Source organism: Siphonobacter aquaeclarae, from assembly GCF_900103285.1.
In the GTDB taxonomy this organism is placed as follows: domain Bacteria; phylum Bacteroidota; class Bacteroidia; order Cytophagales; family Spirosomataceae; genus Siphonobacter; species Siphonobacter aquaeclarae.
The window spans coordinates 21759-40980 of the sequence record NZ_FNGS01000010.1 but is presented as its reverse complement, the minus strand read 5'-3'; the positions used below and the strand labels follow the sequence as shown (position 1 = coordinate 40980).

Annotated in this window: 13 protein-coding genes; 6 read left to right on the top strand and 7 right to left on the bottom strand. The window is 54.5% G+C overall.

Annotated elements, in window-relative coordinates; all coding sequences use genetic code 11:
- Positions 1-9 precede the first annotated feature (9 nt).
- The 3 genes from BLR09_RS22040 to BLR09_RS22030 all read left to right on the top strand — a co-directional run bounded on the left by BLR09_RS22040 (position 10) and on the right by BLR09_RS22030 (position 2472).
- Positions 10-258, top strand: a complete 249-nt coding sequence (locus BLR09_RS22040) for a hypothetical protein (RefSeq protein WP_093207923.1) — start codon at positions 10-12, stop codon at positions 256-258.
- A 162-nt stretch (positions 259-420) separates the two neighbouring features.
- The gene (locus tag BLR09_RS22035; RefSeq protein WP_093207921.1) at positions 421-1491 is read left to right on the top strand and encodes an NAD-dependent epimerase/dehydratase family protein; all 1071 of its coding nucleotides are present in this window, start codon (positions 421-423) and stop codon (positions 1489-1491) included.
- 216 nt (positions 1492-1707) lie between these two features.
- Entirely contained in the window at positions 1708-2472 is a 765-nt protein-coding gene (locus BLR09_RS22030) for a glycosyltransferase family 2 protein (protein ID WP_093207920.1), read from the top strand.
- A 43-nt stretch (positions 2473-2515) separates the two neighbouring features.
- Here BLR09_RS22030 and BLR09_RS22025 read toward each other — a convergent pair whose 3' ends face one another.
- The 5 genes from BLR09_RS22025 to rpmB form a co-directional block, all read right to left on the bottom strand.
- Positions 2516-4174 carry an ArnT family glycosyltransferase gene (locus BLR09_RS22025; RefSeq protein ID WP_093207918.1) on the bottom strand — a complete coding sequence of 553 codons (1659 nt, stop codon included), beginning with the start codon at positions 4172-4174 and terminating at the stop codon, positions 2516-2518.
- 42 nt (positions 4175-4216) lie between these two features.
- A complete protein-coding gene (locus BLR09_RS22020) occupies positions 4217-5068 on the bottom strand; it encodes a 2OG-Fe(II) oxygenase (protein ID WP_093207917.1) in 852 nt (283 codons plus the stop codon).
- Positions 5069-5173: 105 nt separating this feature from the next.
- Positions 5174-6310, bottom strand: a complete 1137-nt coding sequence (locus BLR09_RS22015) for a nitrilase-related carbon-nitrogen hydrolase (protein ID WP_093207915.1) — start codon at positions 6308-6310, stop codon at positions 5174-5176.
- An 89-nt stretch (positions 6311-6399) separates the two neighbouring features.
- Positions 6400-7347, bottom strand: coding sequence for a CPBP family intramembrane glutamic endopeptidase (locus BLR09_RS22010; protein WP_245689991.1), 948 nt, complete (start codon positions 7345-7347; stop codon positions 6400-6402).
- Between the two features lie 70 nt (positions 7348-7417).
- Complete coding sequence (gene rpmB / locus BLR09_RS22005; protein ID WP_093207911.1) at positions 7418-7645, bottom strand: 50S ribosomal protein L28; 228 nt, start codon at positions 7643-7645, stop codon at positions 7418-7420.
- A gap of 295 nt (positions 7646-7940) precedes the next feature.
- Between rpmB and BLR09_RS22000 the strand changes: the two genes are divergently transcribed.
- From BLR09_RS22000 to BLR09_RS21990, 3 genes are all read left to right on the top strand, one after another.
- Positions 7941-9146, top strand: coding sequence for an acetyl-CoA C-acetyltransferase (locus BLR09_RS22000; RefSeq protein WP_093207910.1), 1206 nt, complete (start codon positions 7941-7943; stop codon positions 9144-9146).
- Between the two features lie 3 nt (positions 9147-9149).
- Positions 9150-11258, top strand: coding sequence for a 3-hydroxyacyl-CoA dehydrogenase NAD-binding domain-containing protein (locus tag BLR09_RS21995; RefSeq protein ID WP_093207908.1), 2109 nt, complete (start codon positions 9150-9152; stop codon positions 11256-11258).
- Between the two features lie 275 nt (positions 11259-11533).
- The gene (locus BLR09_RS21990) at positions 11534-13420 is read left to right on the top strand and encodes a peptide-N-glycosidase F-related protein (RefSeq protein ID WP_093207906.1); all 1887 of its coding nucleotides are present in this window, start codon (positions 11534-11536) and stop codon (positions 13418-13420) included.
- A gap of 68 nt (positions 13421-13488) precedes the next feature.
- Here the strand turns inward: BLR09_RS21990 and ileS are convergent, their stop codons facing one another.
- Together ileS and recG are read right to left on the bottom strand one after the other, a co-directional pair.
- Positions 13489-16911 carry an isoleucine--tRNA ligase gene (ileS, locus tag BLR09_RS21985; RefSeq protein WP_093207905.1) on the bottom strand — a complete coding sequence of 1141 codons (3423 nt, stop codon included), beginning with the start codon at positions 16909-16911 and terminating at the stop codon, positions 13489-13491.
- Between the two features lie 137 nt (positions 16912-17048).
- Positions 17049-19148, bottom strand: a complete 2100-nt coding sequence (gene recG, locus BLR09_RS21980) for an ATP-dependent DNA helicase RecG (protein ID WP_093207903.1) — start codon at positions 19146-19148, stop codon at positions 17049-17051.
- Positions 19149-19222: the final 74 nt, after the last annotated feature.

Sequence of the window (19222 nt, the reverse complement as noted above, 5' to 3'; positions counted from 1 at the left end):
ATTCTGCATATGAAGCGCGTACAAATTCTGTTTTCTGTTCTTCTGCTGGGTAGCCTGATGGCCTCCTGCCAATACCAACGGGCCAATACAATCGAACAGGCCGACTATCGGAAAGGTAACAAACTGGTTTACGGCGTTTCTCCTGACAGCGCAGCTGCACAGCTGAAAAACACCTGGCCCGACAAAGAAGGAACGGCTCAACGGGCGGAAGACATTCGTCTGAAGATCCTTTCCCTGCAAGGCGCTACGCACAACTAAGCAGGCATTTTCCCGATATATTGAGTAAGCGGTACGATTTAGTTTGTATCGCTTTTTTGGTTTAAGGGTAATCTGTCTAATTTAGCGGCTTACTTTGTGACTATTCGAAGTAAATAGGACCATCCCCGTAACTTTTATTGCATTTTTCAAAGCTATTATTCCATGAATATCGCATTAGTGACCGGATCTGCCGGGCTGATCGGCAGCGAATCGGTCGCCTTCTTTGCAGACAAATTCGATCTGGTAGTCGGGATTGATAACAACATGCGGCAATATTTCTTCGGAACAGACGGCAATACCGAATGGAACCGGAACCGTATCCAGGAGAAGTATTCTAACTACGTACACCGTTCAGCCGATATCCGCTCAGTAGAAGAACTGGATGTGATTTTCAGAGAATACGGTGCCGATGTGAAGCTGATCGTTCACACCGCTGCGCAGCCGTCTCACGACTGGGCCGCACGCGAGCCGTTTACGGACTTCTCCGTCAACGCCAACGGAACGCTCAACCTGCTGGAAATGACCCGGCAGCACTGCCCGGAAGCGGTCTTCATCTTCACGTCGACGAATAAAGTATACGGCGACAACCCGAACTACCTTCCCCTTGTAGAGCTCGAAAACCGCTGGGAAATCGCTGAAGACCATGCGTATTACGCCAATGGAATCGACGAGCACCTCAGCCTCGACCATACCAAGCACTCCCTCTTCGGCGCTTCGAAAGTGGCCGCAGATATTCTGGTGCAGGAATATGGCCGGTATTTCGGCATGAAGACGGGTATTTTCCGCGGTGGCTGCCTCACAGGCCCAAACCACTCCGGCGCCCAGCTGCATGGCTTCCTGTCGTACCTGATGAAATGTGCCATCACCGGCAACCAGTATACCATCTTCGGATACAAGGGCAAGCAGGTCCGCGACAACATCCACGCGCATGACCTCGTCAACATGTTCTGGCATTTTTACCAGGCTCCCCGTGCCGGTGAAGTATACAACGCAGGCGGCGGCCGTTTTGCCAACGTCTCCATGCTGGAAGCCATCAAGTTCTGCGAGGAGATCTCCGGCAACAAAATGAACTATACCTACTCCGATACCAACCGGATCGGAGACCATATCTGGTACGTGTCTGACCTCTCCAAGTTCAAAGCCCATTATCCGGGGTGGAACTGGACGTATGACATCCATGCTACGCTGGTTGAAATCCACGACGGTATTGCCGAGCGCCTCCGCCTGGCATAAGACAACTACCTGAAGACAAGACCACGGAGCAGAGTCCGTGGTCTTTTTTTTGCCTTACCCGGAATCAGACAAGTATGTTTTTTTCTGCCATACGCTAATCTCCTCACTGTGAGTTTTGTATCTTGTTCGTCCGGATTCGTTCATTAGAAAAAGAATATTTTACCTTTGTCTTCCCGAAAGGTCGCGTGCCCCTTCGACTTATTGTCAGAAACCCATATGAAACTAAGCGTCGTCATTCCCGCTTACAACGAACAGGACTCTATTCCGGAAACCCTGCGGTCCCTTCACCAGACACTGACCCGGGAAGGGATCGAACACGAGATTTTCGTCACCAACGATAACTCGAAAGACAATACCCTTCAGGTACTTCAGCAGCTTTCCCTCGAAATTCCGACGTTGCACTTCGAAACCAACAAAGGCCCCAACGGCTTCGGCTATGCGGTGCGGTACGGCCTGGAGCGTTTTTCGGGCGATTGCGTGGCGGTGATGATGGCCGATATGTCAGACGACCCGGAAGATCTCGTTCGCTTTTACCGTAAGATGCAGGAAACCGATGCCGATGCCGTATTCGGTTCCCGCTGGGTCAAAGGCGGCAAAGTCATCGATTATCCGGCGCTGAAGAAAACCATTAACCGCGTTGCCAACCTCATCATCCGGGTGATGATTGGCATCAAATACAACGATACCACCAACGCATTCAAGCTCTACAAGCGGGAAACCATCGAAGGTATCAAGCCGTTTTTGTCTCCGCACTTTAACCTGACCGTTGAATTGCCCCTCAAGGCGTACGTACGGGGTTATTCCTTCGAAATTGTACCCAACTCCTGGACCAACCGGAAATACGGCGAATCGAAGCTTAAGATTAAGGAAATGGGCAGCCGGTACTTCTTCATCCTGCTGTACTGCATGATCGAGAAGTTTTTCTCCCGGGGCGATTATCTGAAGAAAAAGACGGCGCAGAATGCAACCGTCAGCCGATAAATAAGACCATAAAAAAACCCCTCCGGCATACCGGAGGGGTTTTTTATTTGCGCTTATAGAAGACGAACCCGTTTTCCTTTCCGATTTTCTGTAAAGTCGGAATCGTATCGAGCTCAGCCTCCACGTAGTTTTTACCGATGACGTACGCCGGCCGGTCTACTTCCGGGCTTCGTACGACCCAATCCTTGTCGTAGCTCTTCGGGTTACGCTCCGGTTGCTGACGGGCGTAGAAATAAGGTGCATAACTGCGGTATGCCCAGGTGACAATGTAGCAGTCTTCACCCTGACGCTGTTCGAAAAACCGGATGGCCGCTTCCTGCGAATATCCTTCGATGCGGTTGATGAAAAGCCAGAGCGTAAAGGTCGAGAAGAAGGCTGTGCCGATAAAGAGCGTCACAATACCCCGCTCGTAGTTCCGGTGCGAAAGGAACCGTACACCGAGGAAAATCACGCCGATCAGGAATACGCCTGGTAAGGCCTCCCAGCCGGTCCAGTGGACCTTCGCGTCCAGATTCGCGGCGGCGAATGTATCATCCGGGGCAATGGCCGCCTGAATCGCGCCAATCCAGTGCGAGGCAATCGGCATTCCGATGGTAGCAAGCACAAATGCTCCTCCGGAAATGATTACACCGGCTTTCATCCAGCCGTTGAAAACGACTTTTCCAGTCCACATGCGGTAAATCGTGAGCGTCGCGAGGTACGTCAGCGGGAAATAGCACATCGAGGAGTAATGCACGATCTTCGACTTCACAATACTGAAGAGAATAAGCACTACCCAGAAAAGAATAACCATCCATTTCTGGTAATCCCGCTGGTAGTCGGTTTCGCCGGTTTCAGAACGGAAACTCAGGGCGCGAATTGCAAACGTACTTGCCGGAAAACATCCGAAGAACAGAATGACAAAGTGATACCCGAAGAACCCGGCATGCCCGGCATCCGGTGTGGAAAACAGCCGGTAGTTGTACTTGATGAACTCGTTGATAAACCAAGGGCCGTGCTGCCACGTTTCGAGGCCATACCAGCAGAGCGTCACCACCGACGTCATCAGCGCATAAACCAAGAAATGTAACGGACTGATAAACAGGCGGAAACCGTTCAGCAGGAAATATACGCCTAATACAAGACAGACGATGAGGAAGGCGACCGGGCCTTTCGTCAGCACGCCCATCCCCAGCAGAAAACCGCCGAGCAGCAGGTAAAACCACTTGTTCTGCGGAAGCTTGAAACCGAATTTATCTTTCTTCCAGCGGAAGAAAATGATGCCGTTTAACCCGATGAAAATCCAGAGGTTAAACCAGGGATCGATGATTCCCGACCGGAAATAGAGGTGCGGCAGCACGGAACCCAGGTACGTAGCCACCCAGATCAGGCCGAAACGGCGGTTGAAAAGCCGTTCGCCCAGCAGGTACAGAAGGATCAGCGTAATAATTCCGCAAATGGCATTGGGAAAGCGGGCGGCAAACTCTCCGACACCAAAAATCTTCATCGCGATAACCTGCAGCCAGAAAAAGAAGGGCGGTTTTTCCCAGAACGGCTTGAAATCGACGTGGACCCGCAGGTAGTCTTTCAGTACGATCATTTCGCGGGAGATTTCCGCAAAATTGATTTCGTCCCAGTCAAACAAATGGACGCCTCCCAGAAAGGGAATGAAGAACAATCCCGCCACGAGGGCGATCAGTACTGAAGTGGTAAGTCGGTTCATGGTCAGGTACGCCTTCCGGCGGGAAGGCCGCTGGCAGATAGGTTATTTTTTCTTTCCTCCGAAGATATTCAGGATTTTGCTGACCATCTTATCGTCGATACCCAGCGTGCGTTTCACGCGGGTATAGGTTGCAACCGCCTGTTTATCAAGCCAGATCGCAACGGATTTGATGCCGTCTCCGGGCCGGGCCTGGTAGTTGGTCGGGCGCAGTTTCGGGGTTTCCTTTTCTTCGGTGAAATAATACAGGGCGATAGACTTCCGGGTCATGTCTTCCGGGCATTGGATCGGGTCAGGAAGTCCGTGATAGGAATCGTCGTCGGTATTGAAAACGGCGATGCGGTTGAAGATCGGCGCAATTTTAGCTACAACGCCGGTCATATTCCGGTCCCACAGTTCCAGATCGCCGCGGTACTCGGGCTTCCAGTCTTTGTTGAGGTACACCAGCAGGTTGACCCGGCGCTTCCAGTTCCGTTTGTGGGGGTGAACGGTGAAATCGGCATGTACGTTGAGAAAACCGCCGCGCTTGGACTGGTGCAGACCGCCGCCTTCGAGCATTTCGTCGGGCTTCAGGTTGGGAATGCCCGTCAGCTCGCTCATGAATGCCACAAATTCGGGGGAGTTGAGATAGGTAATGACCTCCTGAATGAACGGCGGCAGCAGTTCCATTTTATTCAGTCCATGCTTCTTTTCATTGACGTGGACATAGTGAATCCATCCTTCATCCTGAATGGCCGGAAAAGACGCCATTGCCTTCTCGGCTGCCCATTCTTCCAGGAAGTTATCGACCGAAATATGCGGATAGGGCTGGTCGGTCTGGTACCTGGCTTTGAGTTCCGGAAGTTGTTGCTTCCATTTTTCCAGGTCGACGAGCGGACGAGTGGCAGTCGGATTCATTGAATGTACGTTGGCTGGTTTGAAAACATTTCAGCGGTGCAAAAGTAACGTCCAACAGGCAGTTTTCCTGATATCCGTCTCAAAAGCTGACTGCTTATCGATGCATTACAACCAGATACAGGACAATCCGGCGCCCTCGTTCCGCTTGCCGTAGGAAAGCGAATCACTCAGCATGAGGGTAGAACCGTCGGTACCGAGGTCCCAGAGGTCTCCGCGGAGAAATACCGCAATCCCTTTTTTAACCTCCGCCTCGGCCGGTCCGCGGGTGCCGAAGCTGAACTTGTCCCAGGCCTCTTTTTCAGTGATTTTATTGACATCGGCAACGGCATCGGCCGGAGTCGGATGGCCTTCGTACCCATCCCAGGTGACGCCCAGCTGGTTTTTATACTTGAGGTAGGCCGGAACGGCAATCAGGTTGGCCTGCTGTTTGCGGATGTTTTTATAGGATTGGGGAAACCAGGAGTCCTGGTTGATAAGTACCGCCAGTTTGCCCGCCGGAGTGTGGATGACCGGATTATTGTCTGCTTTTCCGGGAACGATAAAGAGCTGTTCCCTCGGCGAAAGAAACGATTTGCGAACGAGGCCGGAAAGACTGCCGTCCGGCGTAAAAACCCCGGAAACGCTGTACAGCGGACCGCTGTCGAGCGCCAGTTTCCGTTCTTTCACCGTCGGTTCCGGCAGGACGATAGATCCCGCCACAATGGTGACGTCGTAGTTGCCGGCCAGCCGGGAGAACGTTTGCTGGTAGATATTGGCCATGTCTCCGGCTTTCATGGTCATGATGGCGTAGCTGGTGCGGTCGCCGATTTCTTTCGGCGCCTGCATAACCGATGACATGTAGGTAAAGAAATTGCTGTAAGCCAGCATCTTCACGGCTTCGGTGAGGTGTGGCGTGGCATAGACTTCTTTCTTCTCGCCTGCCACCACCAGCCAGGTACCGAGGTATTCCGGCAGGACGACAATACTCTTGGCTTTCAACCAGCCCTTCTTGCGGGCTTCGGAAAAATAGCCGTTGAGTTTCTGAAAAAATGCCTCCTCGCTGGAGTAGTCTACCGGCAGCATATAGGGCTGAATACCAACCAGGTTGCCCCTTCCGGAATCGCGGCCCACTTCGGTAAAACTCCGGAACTGGACATCGGCGGGCGGAAGACCCATATTGCGGTCTTTATTCGCCCAAATGACATACACCACCCATGCCAGAAACAGCGTGCATGCCAGGCCGAGTACTGTTCGCTTTAACATTTTTAACGATCCGGTTAGAATATTCTTCTGCCTTTGAGGGGGAAAAGCGGGCAGAGTTTACTTCTCATTCCAAAAAACAGATAAAAATATCATTTTTCAGGAGAGTGAACGAATGATTGGAGAAAAGCCCCGAGCTCCATCAGCCAGGCAACCCCGAGGTGGACGGCGATTCCACCCCATATCGTACGGCTCTGGTAGGCCAGAACGCCCAGAATATACCCTCCGAAAACCGAGCCGATTGTCTCACCGAGGGGCTTTCCGAAGTGTACCGTGGCATATACCGCCACCATCGGGAGAACCGCTCCGCGCCCGACGACCTGCATCATCCCGATAATCAGGAAACCTCTGAAAATCAGCTCCGTCGAAATAAAATCGAACCCATAGCACAGCTCAAAAATAACGGCGGGTATCCATTCCGGCCAATGCAGCGCCCGCGCGGCGCCCCACCCCTTGTAAATCGGGTAGGTCTGGAGGAAGCTGGGCTGAAACGACGCCCACGCGATCAGCGGCACCATGAGCAGCAGCAGGATACCGTACATTTTCAGGCTGAGCCAGTCGGGCCGAAAGCCGTAAAAATGAGACGGTTGCCGGTCGACCAACAGATAAAATACCGCAAACGGCACCCATACGGTAAGGGCTGAGCTCAGGTTTGAGAAACAATAGTGCGCGAAGCTGTAGATTTCGCCGAAAACCGGCAGTCCGACGACCTTCGAATACCCCGTGTAATCCTGCCACCAGGCGAGTACCCCTATTGCCGCCAGGCTGAAGAGCCAGAATCGGGCGGTTTTCAGGATAGACAGTTGCCGGTTGGCCAGAAGCCAGAAAACCGTCACGCTGTAATACATAAACGCGTCCAGGCCCGCGTAGAGCCAGAACCGCAGTACCTCTCCCCGGTGCTTGTCGATGATACCGTCTTCCAGGTCCACGGCGTAGTTAAACGCCGTCATGGCTGCCACGAACGCTGCCGTGCCCGCATACAGGCGCAGGTTGAAATCTTCCCGGATAAAAGCGGTGAGGTAAGCGAAAAAACGGCGCATGGGAGTCATTAACGAAAGAAGCCCTGACAAATTCCTGCCAGGGCCTCTTTCACTACCAGTAAAGGCTTTATTACAGTTGTACGCCTACATCTTTCAGAACGGCTTCGATGCCCTTCTTGTTGATGGTGCGGATCGCCTGCGTAGAAAGTTTGATTTCTACCCATTCACCTGTCGTCGGGATGAAGAATTTCTTCGTCTTCAGGTTCGGGAAAAATTTCCGCTTCGTTTTGTTGTTGGCATGCGAGACGTTCCAACCCGTCTGCGTTTTCTTGCCCGTGATCTGACAAACCCGTGCCATTGTTCTATCTAGTTAATGCGTTATGGAATAACCGGAAACCGGCTTTAATTTCTTGAGAATCAGTTCGTAAACCGGACTGTTCTGTAAAATGAGTCGCAAAGATAACTTTTAAGTGGTTATCAGCCAAATAGGTCCCGGAAGTTTTCAACAAAAAACGGATAAAAGCGTTTTCACCTGCCTCCGATTTCTTTTACAAATCCTATTTCGTCTTTCATTTTTCCTTAAAATGTATGCTTGCATACTGTTTTTATGTACCTTGGCCGCTCGTTGCCATCATTCTTTCCTCTCGACAATTATGGCTGAAGCATTTCTTTACGACGCCGTTCGTACGCCCCGGGGGCGGGGCAAATCGGACGGTGCGCTGTACGATCAGCAGCCCGTCCGCCTGCTGACTTCTGTTCTCAAAGCCCTTCGCGAGCGCAACGCGCTTGATACTTCCCTAGTCGATGACGTCGTCATGGGATGTGTCGCGCCAGTTGGCGAGCAGGGCGCCGACATCGCCCGTACCGCGGTTCTGACCGCAGGGTATGACCCGCAGGTGGCGGGCGTTCAGCTCAATCGTTTCTGCTCCTCGGGGCTGGAGGCCGTCAATACCGCCGCTGCGCGGGTCATGGCCGGCCAGGAAGACCTCCTCATCGCCGGAGGCGTTGAATCCATGAGCCGTGTGCCGATGGGTTCGGATGGTGGAGCACTCTTCACCAACCCCGAGATCATCAGCCGGCACCGGATTGTTCCGCAGGGCATTTCAGCTGACCTGATTGCCACCAAATGGGGGTACTCGCGGGAGCAGCTTGATCGTTTTGCCGCAGATTCTCATCGGAAAGCGGCCATTGCGTGGCAGGAAGGCCGTTTCGGGCGCTCCGTCATTCCGGCGCTGGATGAAATCGGGCAGGTATTGCTCGACCGGGATGAGGGTATCCGCACCGATACCACCGAAGCATCCCTGGCCCGCCTGAACCCCGCCTTCGAGGCCATCGGACAGGCCGGTCTGGACGCGCTTGCCCTGCTCAATTATCCGGCCTTGCCGGCGATCCGCCACGTGCATCACGCCGGGAATTCCTCTCAAATCACAGACGGCGCAGCCGGTATCCTCATCGGCTCGAAAGCCATTGGCGAAAAACTCGGCCTGAAGCCCCGCGCCCGTATCCGCGGATATGCCGTTTGCGGATCGGAACCGACGATTATGCTCACCGGCCCGGTTCCGGCTACGCGCAAGGCGCTGAGCCGGAATGGTATGTCGGTCGCCGATATCGATCTTTTCGAAATCAACGAAGCCTTTGCGGCGATTCCGTTGCTTTTCATGGAAGAACTGGGTATCGATCCGGCTAAGGTAAATGTAAACGGCGGCGCGATTGCGCTTGGACATCCGCTGGGAGCGACGGGCGCCATCCTGCTGATGACCCTGCTTGACGAACTCGAACGTACAGGTAAAGGGACCGGCCTCGCCAGCCTTTGCATCGGCGGAGGAATGGGTATTGCCACCATCATCGAACGACTCTGAACCATGATCCACTACCGCATACAGGACCAGATTGCCATCCTGAGCTGGAACATGACCAGCCAGCCGATGAACGTTCTCAACGACGAAAGTATCCCGGCCTTCCGGGAGGCCCTCCAAAAGGCTTTTGACGATCCCGGGGTAACGGGCATCATCGTCACATCGGAACGAAACGAGTTTGTCGCCGGAGCCGACCTCAAAATGATCCTCCGGCTCAACGACAAACCGGCAGCCGATATGTTCGCCTTTTCGATGGATCTCCAGCGGCTCTTCCGCAGCATCGAAACGTCGGGTAAACCCACAGTCGCGGCTATTAACGGCACCGCGCTGGGCGGAGGGCTTGAAATCACGCTGGCCTGCCATCGCCGCATCGCGCTCCGGAATCCGAAAGCGCAGCTCGGGCTGCCGGAAGTAACGCTGGGCTTGCTCCCCGGCGCCGGCGGGACGCAGCGCCTCCCCCGCCTGATTGGTATCGCCGCGGCGGCGCCCTACCTGCTGGAAGGCAAGCGCCTGTCGCCGGAAGAAGCGCATGCTGCCGGTATCGTCGATGAACTGGCTGACTCGCCGGAAGATTTGCTCGCCAAAGCAATCGCATGGATCAAGGCCAATCCGGCGCCTCTGCAACCGTGGGACGAGCGCAACAAAAAGGGCGCGATTGTCGGAAAAGATCATTATTCCGTACCCGGAGGAGGCGTGCAGTCTCCCAAAACGGCGCCTCTGTTTATGGGCGGCGCGGCGCAGGTCATGCAAAAAACACATGGCAACTACCCCGCGCCGCTGGCTATCCTGAGTTGCGTTTACGAGGGATTATCCATCAATATCGACCGGGCGCTGGCGGTGGAAAGCCGGCACTTTGTCAAAGTAGCGCAATCTGCTGTAGCCAAAAACCTGATCGGGACATTGTTTTTTGGTCAGAACGAGGCGAATAAGGGCGCTTCCCGCCCAACGGGTATTCCTGTTACGGATATCCGGAAAGTGGGTATTCTCGGAGCCGGGATGATGGGTTCGGGTATTGCCTACGTTTCGGCGCTGGCAGGTATTCAGGTGGTATTGAAGGATGTTTCGGCAGAAGTAGCCGAAAAAGGAAAAGCCTACTCTGCCGGTCTGCTTGAAAAGGCCATCCAACGGGGTAAATCCACGCGTGAAAAAGCCGACGCAACGCTCTCGCTCATCCATGCAACAGGAAATTATGATGATCTGAAGGATTGCGACCTGATTATCGAGGCCGTTTTTGAGAACCGCGAACTGAAGGCAGAAGTAACCCGCGCTGCTGAGCCGCTTTTGCGCGATGGAGGCGTTTTTTCCTCCAATACCTCTACCCTGCCGATTACCGGACTCGCGGAGGCGGCGGTTCATCCGGATCGCTTCATCGGATTGCATTTCTTTTCTCCGGTGGATAAAATGCAGCTCGTGGAAATCATCCTCGGCAAGCAAACCTCGGATACTGCCCTCGCCCTGGCGATGGACTATGTCCGGAAAATCCGGAAGACGCCGATCGTCGTCAATGACAGCTGGGGATTTTATACTTCCCGTTGTTTCTGCAGCTATACCGACGAAGGTATCCGGCTGCTGCGCGAAGGCGTCGATCCGCAGTTGATCGAAAAAGCAGGCGTTCTGGCCGGTATGCCGGTAGGACCGCTGGCGGTTTCAGATGAAGTAGCCCTCGATCTCATCTATAAAATTGCCGGTCAGGGCATCAAAGACGGCGCCCTGGCACCTGACGACGCAAGCTTTGACACTGCCAGCAGGATGGTGTCAGATGGCCGGCTCGGCAAAAAAGCGAAAGCGGGTTTCTATGAATATCCGGAAGCACCGGCGAAGAAATACCTGTGGCCGGGACTGGCCGACCTGTACCCGCTTGCGGCGGAACAGCCTTCGCTCGAAGAAGTAAAGAAGAGACTGCTTTATCGTCAGTCGCTGGAAGCTCAGCATTGTTTTCACGAAGGCGTGATCCGGACAAAGCTCGACGCGGATCTCGGGTCGATACTGGCCTGGGGATTCCCGGCGTATCTCGGCGGAGCGTTGTCGATGAAAGACACCGTTGGTGAAGAGGCCTTCCGTGCAGAAGCTATCCGGCTCGCTGAAGCCTATGGAGAACGTTTCAGGCCGGTTTAGGTAAATGGTCTTTGTCAAAAGCCCCGTAGATACTGTTCTGCGGGGCTTTTTTCGCTCTTTATGTTCTTCGAGATGTCCTGCGGAAAACTCGAAGAGTGGCAAAGCAGCCCAGGGTATCATTCCTGCTGCTGCTTCTTTCTGTAGTTAAGGAAAACACGCTATTCGAGATGTTCCGAACGGCTCCTCGAATCACAGAGCGGGTCCCGGGTATAATCCATGCTGCTGCTTCTTTCTGTAGTTAAGGAAAACTCTCCGAGACGTCTATTTTTTATTTCATGCTTCATCGACTTTTGCTGGCCCTGGGTTGTCTGTCATTTACAGCTCAGGCGCAGGATACCCTCCGTGTGCTATCTCATCAGGCGGCGGTGGTGGTAACAGACCCCGCTAAAGGTTTTCGGGAATATCCCGGGACCGTTTCCTTCCCCTCCGGCTCGTTTCGCCAGGTTACGCTCCGTGTGCGCTTCGGCTGCCCGGACTCCATGCGCTGCGCCGACTGGGACTACCTCGACCATATCTACCTCAGGAAAAAAGGCACTGACGAGAAGTATGAAATCGGCCGCATGCTGACGCCATACGGAGGCGCCTTCGGGAAAAACTGGTCGTTTGAATGGACTGCCGATATCACCGACTTCCGTTCCCTCCTCAGTGGGGAAGCCGAAATTGTCTACTACCATTCCGGCTATGAGCCCAATCAGGACCGCGGCTGGAAGATTACTGTCGAATTCGAATTTGTAAAGGGTACGCCCGTTGCCGAGCCGCTCGCCGTCCACAAAATCTACGATGCCTCCTACCGCTACGGCAACAAAGACCGCAGCATTGAGGAAGACCTCAAACCCTATACGCTCACCGTCGGGAAGGCTACCCGCCGCATGCGTCTGGTGGTTTTTCATACCGGCCACGGCATGGACAAGAACGGATGCGGCGAGTTTTGCAGCCGGTACCGGGACGTTCGCATGGACGGCGCCCTGATCGACCGCCGGGATATCTGGAAGAAATGCGGCGATAATCCGCTCTACCCACAGGCAGGCACCTGGGTGCTGGACAGAGCCTATTGGTGCCCGGGCGACCTCCAGCAGCCCGACGCCTATGACCTGACTGTCGCGCCGTCGAGCAAGCATACCGTCGACATCGACATGGAGCCATACCAGTCCGATGATCCGAATGTCAACGAAGTAATCACCGCCTACCTGATTGAATATGGACCTGTAAAAGCAACGGTTGACGCGGCGGTTGCAGACGTCCTGGCGCCGACTGACAAGCAGGTTCACGCGCGGCATAATCCCGTTTCATTCGGGCCGCGCGTGCTGATCCGCAACCTCGGCACAGCCCCGCTTACTTCGCTGACGATCCGGTATGGTACGAAGGGTTATCCGGCGAAAACGTTTTCCTGGAAAGGGAAACTGGTCTTTAATCAGACAGAAGAAGTTCGTCTGCCGGGCACTATTGACGGTCGTCCAGGGCAAAATTCCTTCGAGGTAACACTGTTGTCTCCCAACGGCAAAAAAGACGCCTGGCCCGGCGATAATACCTTCCGCACGTCGTTTACCCAGGTTCCGGTTTACCCGCAACAGGTAGTAGTGGCCCTGCGGACCAACAAACAGGCCAGCCATAACTTTTATTCCGTCAAAAACAGCGAAGGGAAGGTCGTTTTCGAACGAAAAAACCTGAAAGACAATACCGATTACCGCGATACGCTCCGCCTGGAGCCGGGAGCCTATGAACTGGCGCTGGCCGATACGGCGGGCGACGGCCTCGAATTCTGGTACAATGTGCGCGGCGGCCGCGGTACCTTTATGCTGATGGATGCGAAGGGACATTTGCTGAAGGCCTTCGAATCGGACTTCGGCAGTTCGGTTTACCATGCCTTTGAGGTACGGGCTGACGCGCCGCAAATCGCAGTAGCAGAGCCATCTATCGGCCTGTTTCCAACGCGGACGAAAGGCAAAACCACGCTCGACTACCTCGGTAACGAGCCGGAGCAGGTGGAAGTACAGATTAGTACGGACGAAGGCGCGCAGCTCGTCGAGCGGCATGTCTACGAAAACCTGAAAGAAGGCGTATTTGAGTATGATCTCTCCTATCGGAAGCCGCAGCGGTATTACCTGCGTGTTTTTGTCAAAGGAGTAATGAAGTATAACAAACGCATTCGCGTCGGACAGTAAGTATCCTAAAAAAAGGTGGCGCGGCCGGGCAAAGCCCGGCCGCGCCACCTTTTTTACTACCAATATAATCAGGCGACTACCTCCACTTTCACATCCAGCGCCACTTCATCCATTTCTACCGAAACGGCATCCGCCAGGCTATCCAGCAGGTTCAGGCTCAGGGCCTGGGTTTCGGTACAGATGTATTCGCTGTTGGCCTGAAGCGCAGTACGAATCAGCTCTTCCGACGTCGAAACAGAAATCGCAATCTTGTCTGCTACTTCAAACCCGCTGTCTTTCCGGAGGTTCTGAATCCGGTTGACGAATTCCCGGGCAATCCCTTCGTACTTCAGCTCTTCCGAGATATGTACGTCGAGCGCCACGGTCAGACCGCCTTCCTGAGCGGTCAGGTAACCCGGCAGGTCTTCGGTGAGGATTTCCACATCCGAAAGTTCTACCGTAAAACCGTTCAGTTCCAGTGCTGACGCTTTTTCCAGCGCAGCGATAGTTGCCGTATCCATTCCCTGAATCAGGGCGGCTACTTCCTTCATTTTCGGACCGAATTTGGGCCCCAGCGCCTTGAAGTTCGGTTTTACCTTTTTGTTGAGAACGCCTGACGTATCGTCGAGCAGTTCCACCGCCTTCACGTTTACTTCCGCCTTGATGAGCTCTTCCACACGGGCGAGCCGCTGCTTCGTAAACTCATTCAGCACGGGTACCAGCACGCGCGAAAGCGGCTGCCGTACCTTGATCTTGTTCACTTTCCGGATGGAGTGGACGAGCGAGGATACCCGCTGCGCCAGTTCCATCGATGCTTCCAGTTCCAGGTCAATGCGCGAGGTTTCAACGGGATGGAAATCCGTCAGGTGGACGGACGTAAACCGCAACGGCGTATTGCCAGCAACGGCTTTCTCCCGTGCGCCTTCCGTCAGGTTCCGGTAGAGCCAATCGGAATAGAACGGAGCGATCGGCGACATCAGTTGTGCCATCGTCAGCAGGCATTCCTGAAGCGTTTCGAACGCAGCACGCTTGTCGTCGGTCAGTTCTCCTTTCCAGAAACGCCGGCGTGACAGGCGTACATACCAATTGGACAGGTGATCCGATACGAAATCCTGAATAGCTCGGCCGGCCTTTGTCGGCTCATAATCTGCATAATAGCCATCTACATCCCGCACCAGCGAGTTGAGCTTGGACAGAATCCAGCGGTCCATCTCGCCGAGCTGTTCGTATGGTACGCGGTCGAACTCGTTGAGCTCGTATCCGTCGAGGTTGGCGTACAGCGCGAAGAAGTTATAGGTATTCGTCAGTGTTCCGAAGAACTTGTTCCGTACCTCCGTCACCCCGGCTTCGAGGTTAAACCGCAGGTTATCCCACGGGTTGGAATTGGTAATCATGTACCAGCGGATCGGATCGGTACCGTATTTGCCCAGCGCATCGAACGGATTGATGACGTTGCCTTTCCGCTTCGACATCTTTTCGCCGTCCTTGTCGAGTACCAGTCCTGTCGACACGACGTTTTTGAACGCTACCGAATCAAACAGCATCCCTGCGATGGCATGGAGCGTGAAGAACCAGCCGCGGGTCTGATCTACGCCTTCCGAAATAAAATCGGCCGGGTAGCTGTTCTGGAAGATATCCTTGTTTTCGAAGGGGTAATGCCACTGCGCATAGGGCATGGCGCCGGAGTCGAACCAGACGTCGATCAGGTCCGTTTCCCGCGTCATTACCTTTCCGGAAGCCGAAACGAAATAGATTTCGTCGACATACGGGCGGTGCAGGTCAAGTGCTTCGGTACCGAGTTTCGACAGGAAGCTTTCGTTAGCAGCCCGCTGTTCGTCGTTCAGTACATTGTCCTTCTGTGCGTGCTCCAGGGCTGCTTTGAGTTCGGCGATAGAGCCGATACATACTTCTTCCCCGTCTTCGCTGCGCCAGATCGGCAGCGGGGTACCCCAGTACCGGCTGCGGCTCAGGTTCCAGTCAACCAGGTTTTCCAGCCAGTTGCCAAAGCGGCCGGTACCGGTACTTTCCGGCTTCCAGTTGATGGTTTTATTGAGGGCTACCAGCTCGGCCTTTTTCGCCGTGGTACGGATAAACCAGCTGTCGAGCGGGTAATACAGTACCGGTTTGTCCGTCCGCCAGCAGTGCGGGTACGGGTGGTCAAACTTCTGGACGTTGAATGCCTTGTTTTCGGTTTTGAGGAGGATACCGATGCGTTCGTCGACCGAGAGGTACTTATCCCGGCCCTGTTTTTCGCGTTCGGCTTCCTTCTCTTCGTCATTTAGGTATTGTTCCTTGACGTACTCGAGGGCAAAATCGGTTACTTCTTTCACGAAGCGGCCGCGCTTGTCTACCAGCGGAACATCCTTTCCCGTTTCATCCTGGACCATGATAGCGGGGATACCATTTTGCTGGGCAACCCGGAAATCGTCCGCCCCGAACGTCGGCGCGGTGTGAACCACGCCGGTACCGTCTTCCGTCGTGACAAAATCACCCGCAATCACCCGGAACGCCTTGATTTCCGGCTGCACATACGGCATTAGCTGCTCGTATTCGATGCCTTCGAGGTGCTCGCCCTTCAGATCCATGACGACAGACCAGGGAATGATCTTGTCGCCCGCCTGATAGGCGCCAAAGTCTGCGTCTTTGCCTTTTTCCGGGAAATACGCCGCCACCCGGTCCCGCGCGCATACCACGTTGACGGGCAGGTGCGTGTACGGGTTAAAAGTCTTGATGAGCTGGTAATCAATGTTTTTACCGACCGTAAGGGCGGCGTTCGACGGAAGCGTCCAGGGCGTAGTCGTCCAGGCGAGGATGTAGATATCGTCGCTGTCGGCCGCGTCGAACAGGTACGCCGATTTGCCGGTCAGTTTCACTTTGAACTGGGCGACAATCGATACGTCCTTCACTTCTTTGTACGTGCCCGGCATGTTCAGCTCATGGGAGCTGAGTCCGGTCCCCGCCGCCGGAGAGTACGGCTGAATCGTATAGCCTTTGTAGAGCAGCCCCTTCTCGTGAAGTTTCTTGAGGAGGTGCCAGATGCTCTCAATGTATTCGTTGTGGTACGTGACATAGGGGTTTTCGAGGTCCACCCAGTAGCCCATTTTTTCGGTCAGGTCGTTCCACTGGTCGGTAAACCGCATGACGGTCTCCCGGCAGCGCTGGTTGTACTCTTCGACGCTGATTTTGGTACCGATGTCTTCCTTCGTAATGCCCAGTTCCTTTTCCACCTGCAGTTCAATCGGCAGGCCGTGGGTATCCCAGCCGCCTTTTCGTTTAACCTGCTTGCCTTTCAGCGTTTGGTAGCGGCAGAAAATATCCTTGATGGTCCGGGCCATGACGTGGTGAATTCCCGGAGTCCCGTTGGCAGACGGAGGACCTTCGAAAAAGGTAAAGCTGGGCTTTCCTTCCCGCCCTTCGACCGACTGTTCAAAGACCCGGTTTTCTTTCCAGAATTGCAGAATTTCGTCGGCAACGGCGGCGTAATCGAGGTTTTTGTATTCGGGGAAATTCATAAGGATATCAGAAATGGGATCATTAGTCCTGTCGTGGAAAACACGGCCGGGCGGCCTGTCGTTCCGTCAGGGCCGCTAAACGAAATGCAAAAGTAGGAGTTTTTGGGGAAAGGGCGGGGATACCGGCTACTCCACCGTCAACTTATCCGCGCCCAGTTGCTCTCATTTTCACGCAAATGCAGCAGCTGATTGTGGATCGGCTGGTTTTTCGGGAGGACGAGCTCCGGGTCTTCCTCCAGTATCTGCATGGCAGACTCCCGGGCAGCTTTGAGTACCTCCGCGTCTTTCGAAAGATCAGCGAGAAGCAGGTCTACTACCCCGCTCTGCTGGGTACCGGCCATGTCTCCGGGGCCGCGCAGCCGCAGGTCGGTATCGGCAATCACAAACCCGTCGTTTGTTTCCGCCATGACTTTCATCCGCATGCGGGTTTCGGTGCTCAGCTTCAGGCCGGTCATGAGGATACAATAGCTCTGGTCGGCTCCCCGGCCTACCCGCCCGCGCAGCTGGTGCAGCTGCGACAGTCCGAAGCGTTCGGCGCTTTCGATGACCATGACAGACGCATTAGGTACGTTGACACCGACTTCAATGACCGTCGTCGCCACCATAATCATCGTTTCCTGCTTCAGGAAGCGCTGCATTTCATAGTCTTTATCCTTCGCGGGCATTTTGCCGTGGACAATACTGATCTGGTATTCAGGAAAAGCCCGCTGTACGCTTTCGTAGCCATCCATCAGGTCTTTGAAATCCAGCTTCTCCGATTCTTCGATCAACGGATAAACGATGTAGGCCTGGCGGCCTTTCGCCAGCTCCTGCCGCACAAAACCAAATACTTCGAGGCGATGCTGGTCTGACTTCCAACGGGTGACAATGGGCTTCCGGCCGGGCGGCAGCTCGTCGATCTGGGACAGGTCGAGGTCGCCGTACAGTGTCATCGCCAGCGTCCGGGGAATGGGCGTCGCCGTCATCACCAGTACGTGCGGAAACACCGTTTCATTCTTTTGCCAGAGCTTGGCCCGCTGCGCGACGCCGAAACGGTGCTGCTCATCAATAATGACAAGCCCCAGGTTCTGAAACTGTACGATATCTTCCAGAAGGGCATGCGTACCAACGACGATCTGGATCGACCCGTCGAGCAACCCTTCATGCAGGATTTTCCGCTCCTTCTTTGGCGTCGAGCCGGTCAGCCGGCCCATCCGCAGCCCCAGCATTTCCGCGAAAACACTAAGTCCCTGAAAGTGCTGGTCCGACAGGATTTCCGTCGGCGCCATCAGGCAGGCCTGCGCGCCGTTGTCAATCGCCAGCAGCATGCAGATAAAGGCGACGATGGTCTTTCCGGATCCTACGTCGCCCTGCAGCAGGCGGTTCATCTGCTTACCGGACCGCATGTCTTCAAAAATCTCCCGGATCACGCGCTTCTGCGCGCCGGTGAGGTCAAACGGCAGGTGTTCGTCGTAAAAGGTCCGGATGAGCTGCGCCCGCCCGAATACCTGCCCGGGATATTCCGTTTTGCGGAGAATTTTCTGCTTGATGAGCCGGAGCTGGTTGTAAAACAGCTCTTCGAACTTCAGCCGCCGCTTTGCCTGGTGAATATGTTGTTCGTTTCCCGGCACATGAATGCCCCAGAGCGCCTGCAACTTCGTCGCCAGCCGGTATTTTTCCATCAGACTATCGGGCAGCGTTTCCCGGATCTGGCGTCCGGCGAGCTCCAGGATCTGCCGCTGCCAACGGGAAATGGTCCGGCTGTCGATAAACCGGCGGCGTAGTTTCTCGGTGAGGTTGTAGACGGGCTGCCAGTATCCTCCGCGCTCGTTTTCCGGCGTGAGGGGCTCCATTTCCGGGTGCGTCATCTGAAACCGTCCCTGGAAACTGGTCGGTTTTCCGTACAGAATGTATTCCCGGTCCCGGAAAAGGCTCTTTTGTACATAGCTGATTCCCTGAAACCAAACCAGCTCCATAGAACCGGTACCGTCGCTGAACTGACCGATCAGGCGTGTCTTAGGTCCCTCCCCGATTACTTCCAGCTGCCGCAGGCGCCCTTTTACCTGCGCGCCGGGGAGGTCTTCCCGCAGTTCGGAAATGCGGTAGAACCGGGAGCGGTCCTCGTACCGGAAGGGATAATGCTGGAGAAGATCGCCAAAGGTGAAGATACCCAGCTCGGTCTTGAGCAGGTCTCCTTTCTGAGGACCTACTCCTTTCAGAAACTCTATTTTTGTATCGAAGAAGTTCGTCTCCATCATTACTTCATGGCCTCCCGGTCAGACAGGAATCAATACGGGCAAAAATAGTATTCTTCCCCCATACGTCGAATTTA

Excerpts from the sequence above, each read along its gene's own strand:
- BLR09_RS22040 (WP_093207923.1), top strand. The coding sequence starts at position 10 with ATGAAGCGCGTACAAATTCTGTTTTCTGTTCTTCTGCTGGGTAGCCTG.
- BLR09_RS22035 (WP_093207921.1), top strand. The coding sequence starts at position 421 with ATGAATATCGCATTAGTGACCGGATCTGCCGGGCTGATCGGCAGCGAA.
- BLR09_RS22030 (WP_093207920.1), top strand. The coding sequence starts at position 1,708 with ATGAAACTAAGCGTCGTCATTCCCGCTTACAACGAACAGGACTCTATT.
- BLR09_RS22025 (WP_093207918.1), bottom strand. The coding sequence starts at position 4,174 with ATGAACCGACTTACCACTTCAGTACTGATCGCCCTCGTGGCGGGATTG.
- BLR09_RS22020 (WP_093207917.1), bottom strand. The coding sequence starts at position 5,068 with ATGAATCCGACTGCCACTCGTCCGCTCGTCGACCTGGAAAAATGGAAG.
- BLR09_RS22015 (WP_093207915.1), bottom strand. The coding sequence starts at position 6,310 with ATGTTAAAGCGAACAGTACTCGGCCTGGCATGCACGCTGTTTCTGGCA.
- BLR09_RS22010 (WP_245689991.1), bottom strand. The coding sequence starts at position 7,347 with ATGCGCCGTTTTTTCGCTTACCTCACCGCTTTTATCCGGGAAGATTTC.
- rpmB (WP_093207911.1), bottom strand. The coding sequence starts at position 7,645 with ATGGCACGGGTTTGTCAGATCACGGGCAAGAAAACGCAGACGGGTTGG.
- BLR09_RS22000 (WP_093207910.1), top strand. The coding sequence starts at position 7,941 with ATGGCTGAAGCATTTCTTTACGACGCCGTTCGTACGCCCCGGGGGCGG.
- BLR09_RS21995 (WP_093207908.1), top strand. The coding sequence starts at position 9,150 with ATGATCCACTACCGCATACAGGACCAGATTGCCATCCTGAGCTGGAAC.
- BLR09_RS21990 (WP_093207906.1), top strand. The coding sequence starts at position 11,534 with ATGCTTCATCGACTTTTGCTGGCCCTGGGTTGTCTGTCATTTACAGCT.
- ileS (WP_093207905.1), bottom strand. The coding sequence starts at position 16,911 with ATGAATTTCCCCGAATACAAAAACCTCGATTACGCCGCCGTTGCCGAC.
- recG (WP_093207903.1), bottom strand. The coding sequence starts at position 19,148 with ATGATGGAGACGAACTTCTTCGATACAAAAATAGAGTTTCTGAAAGGA.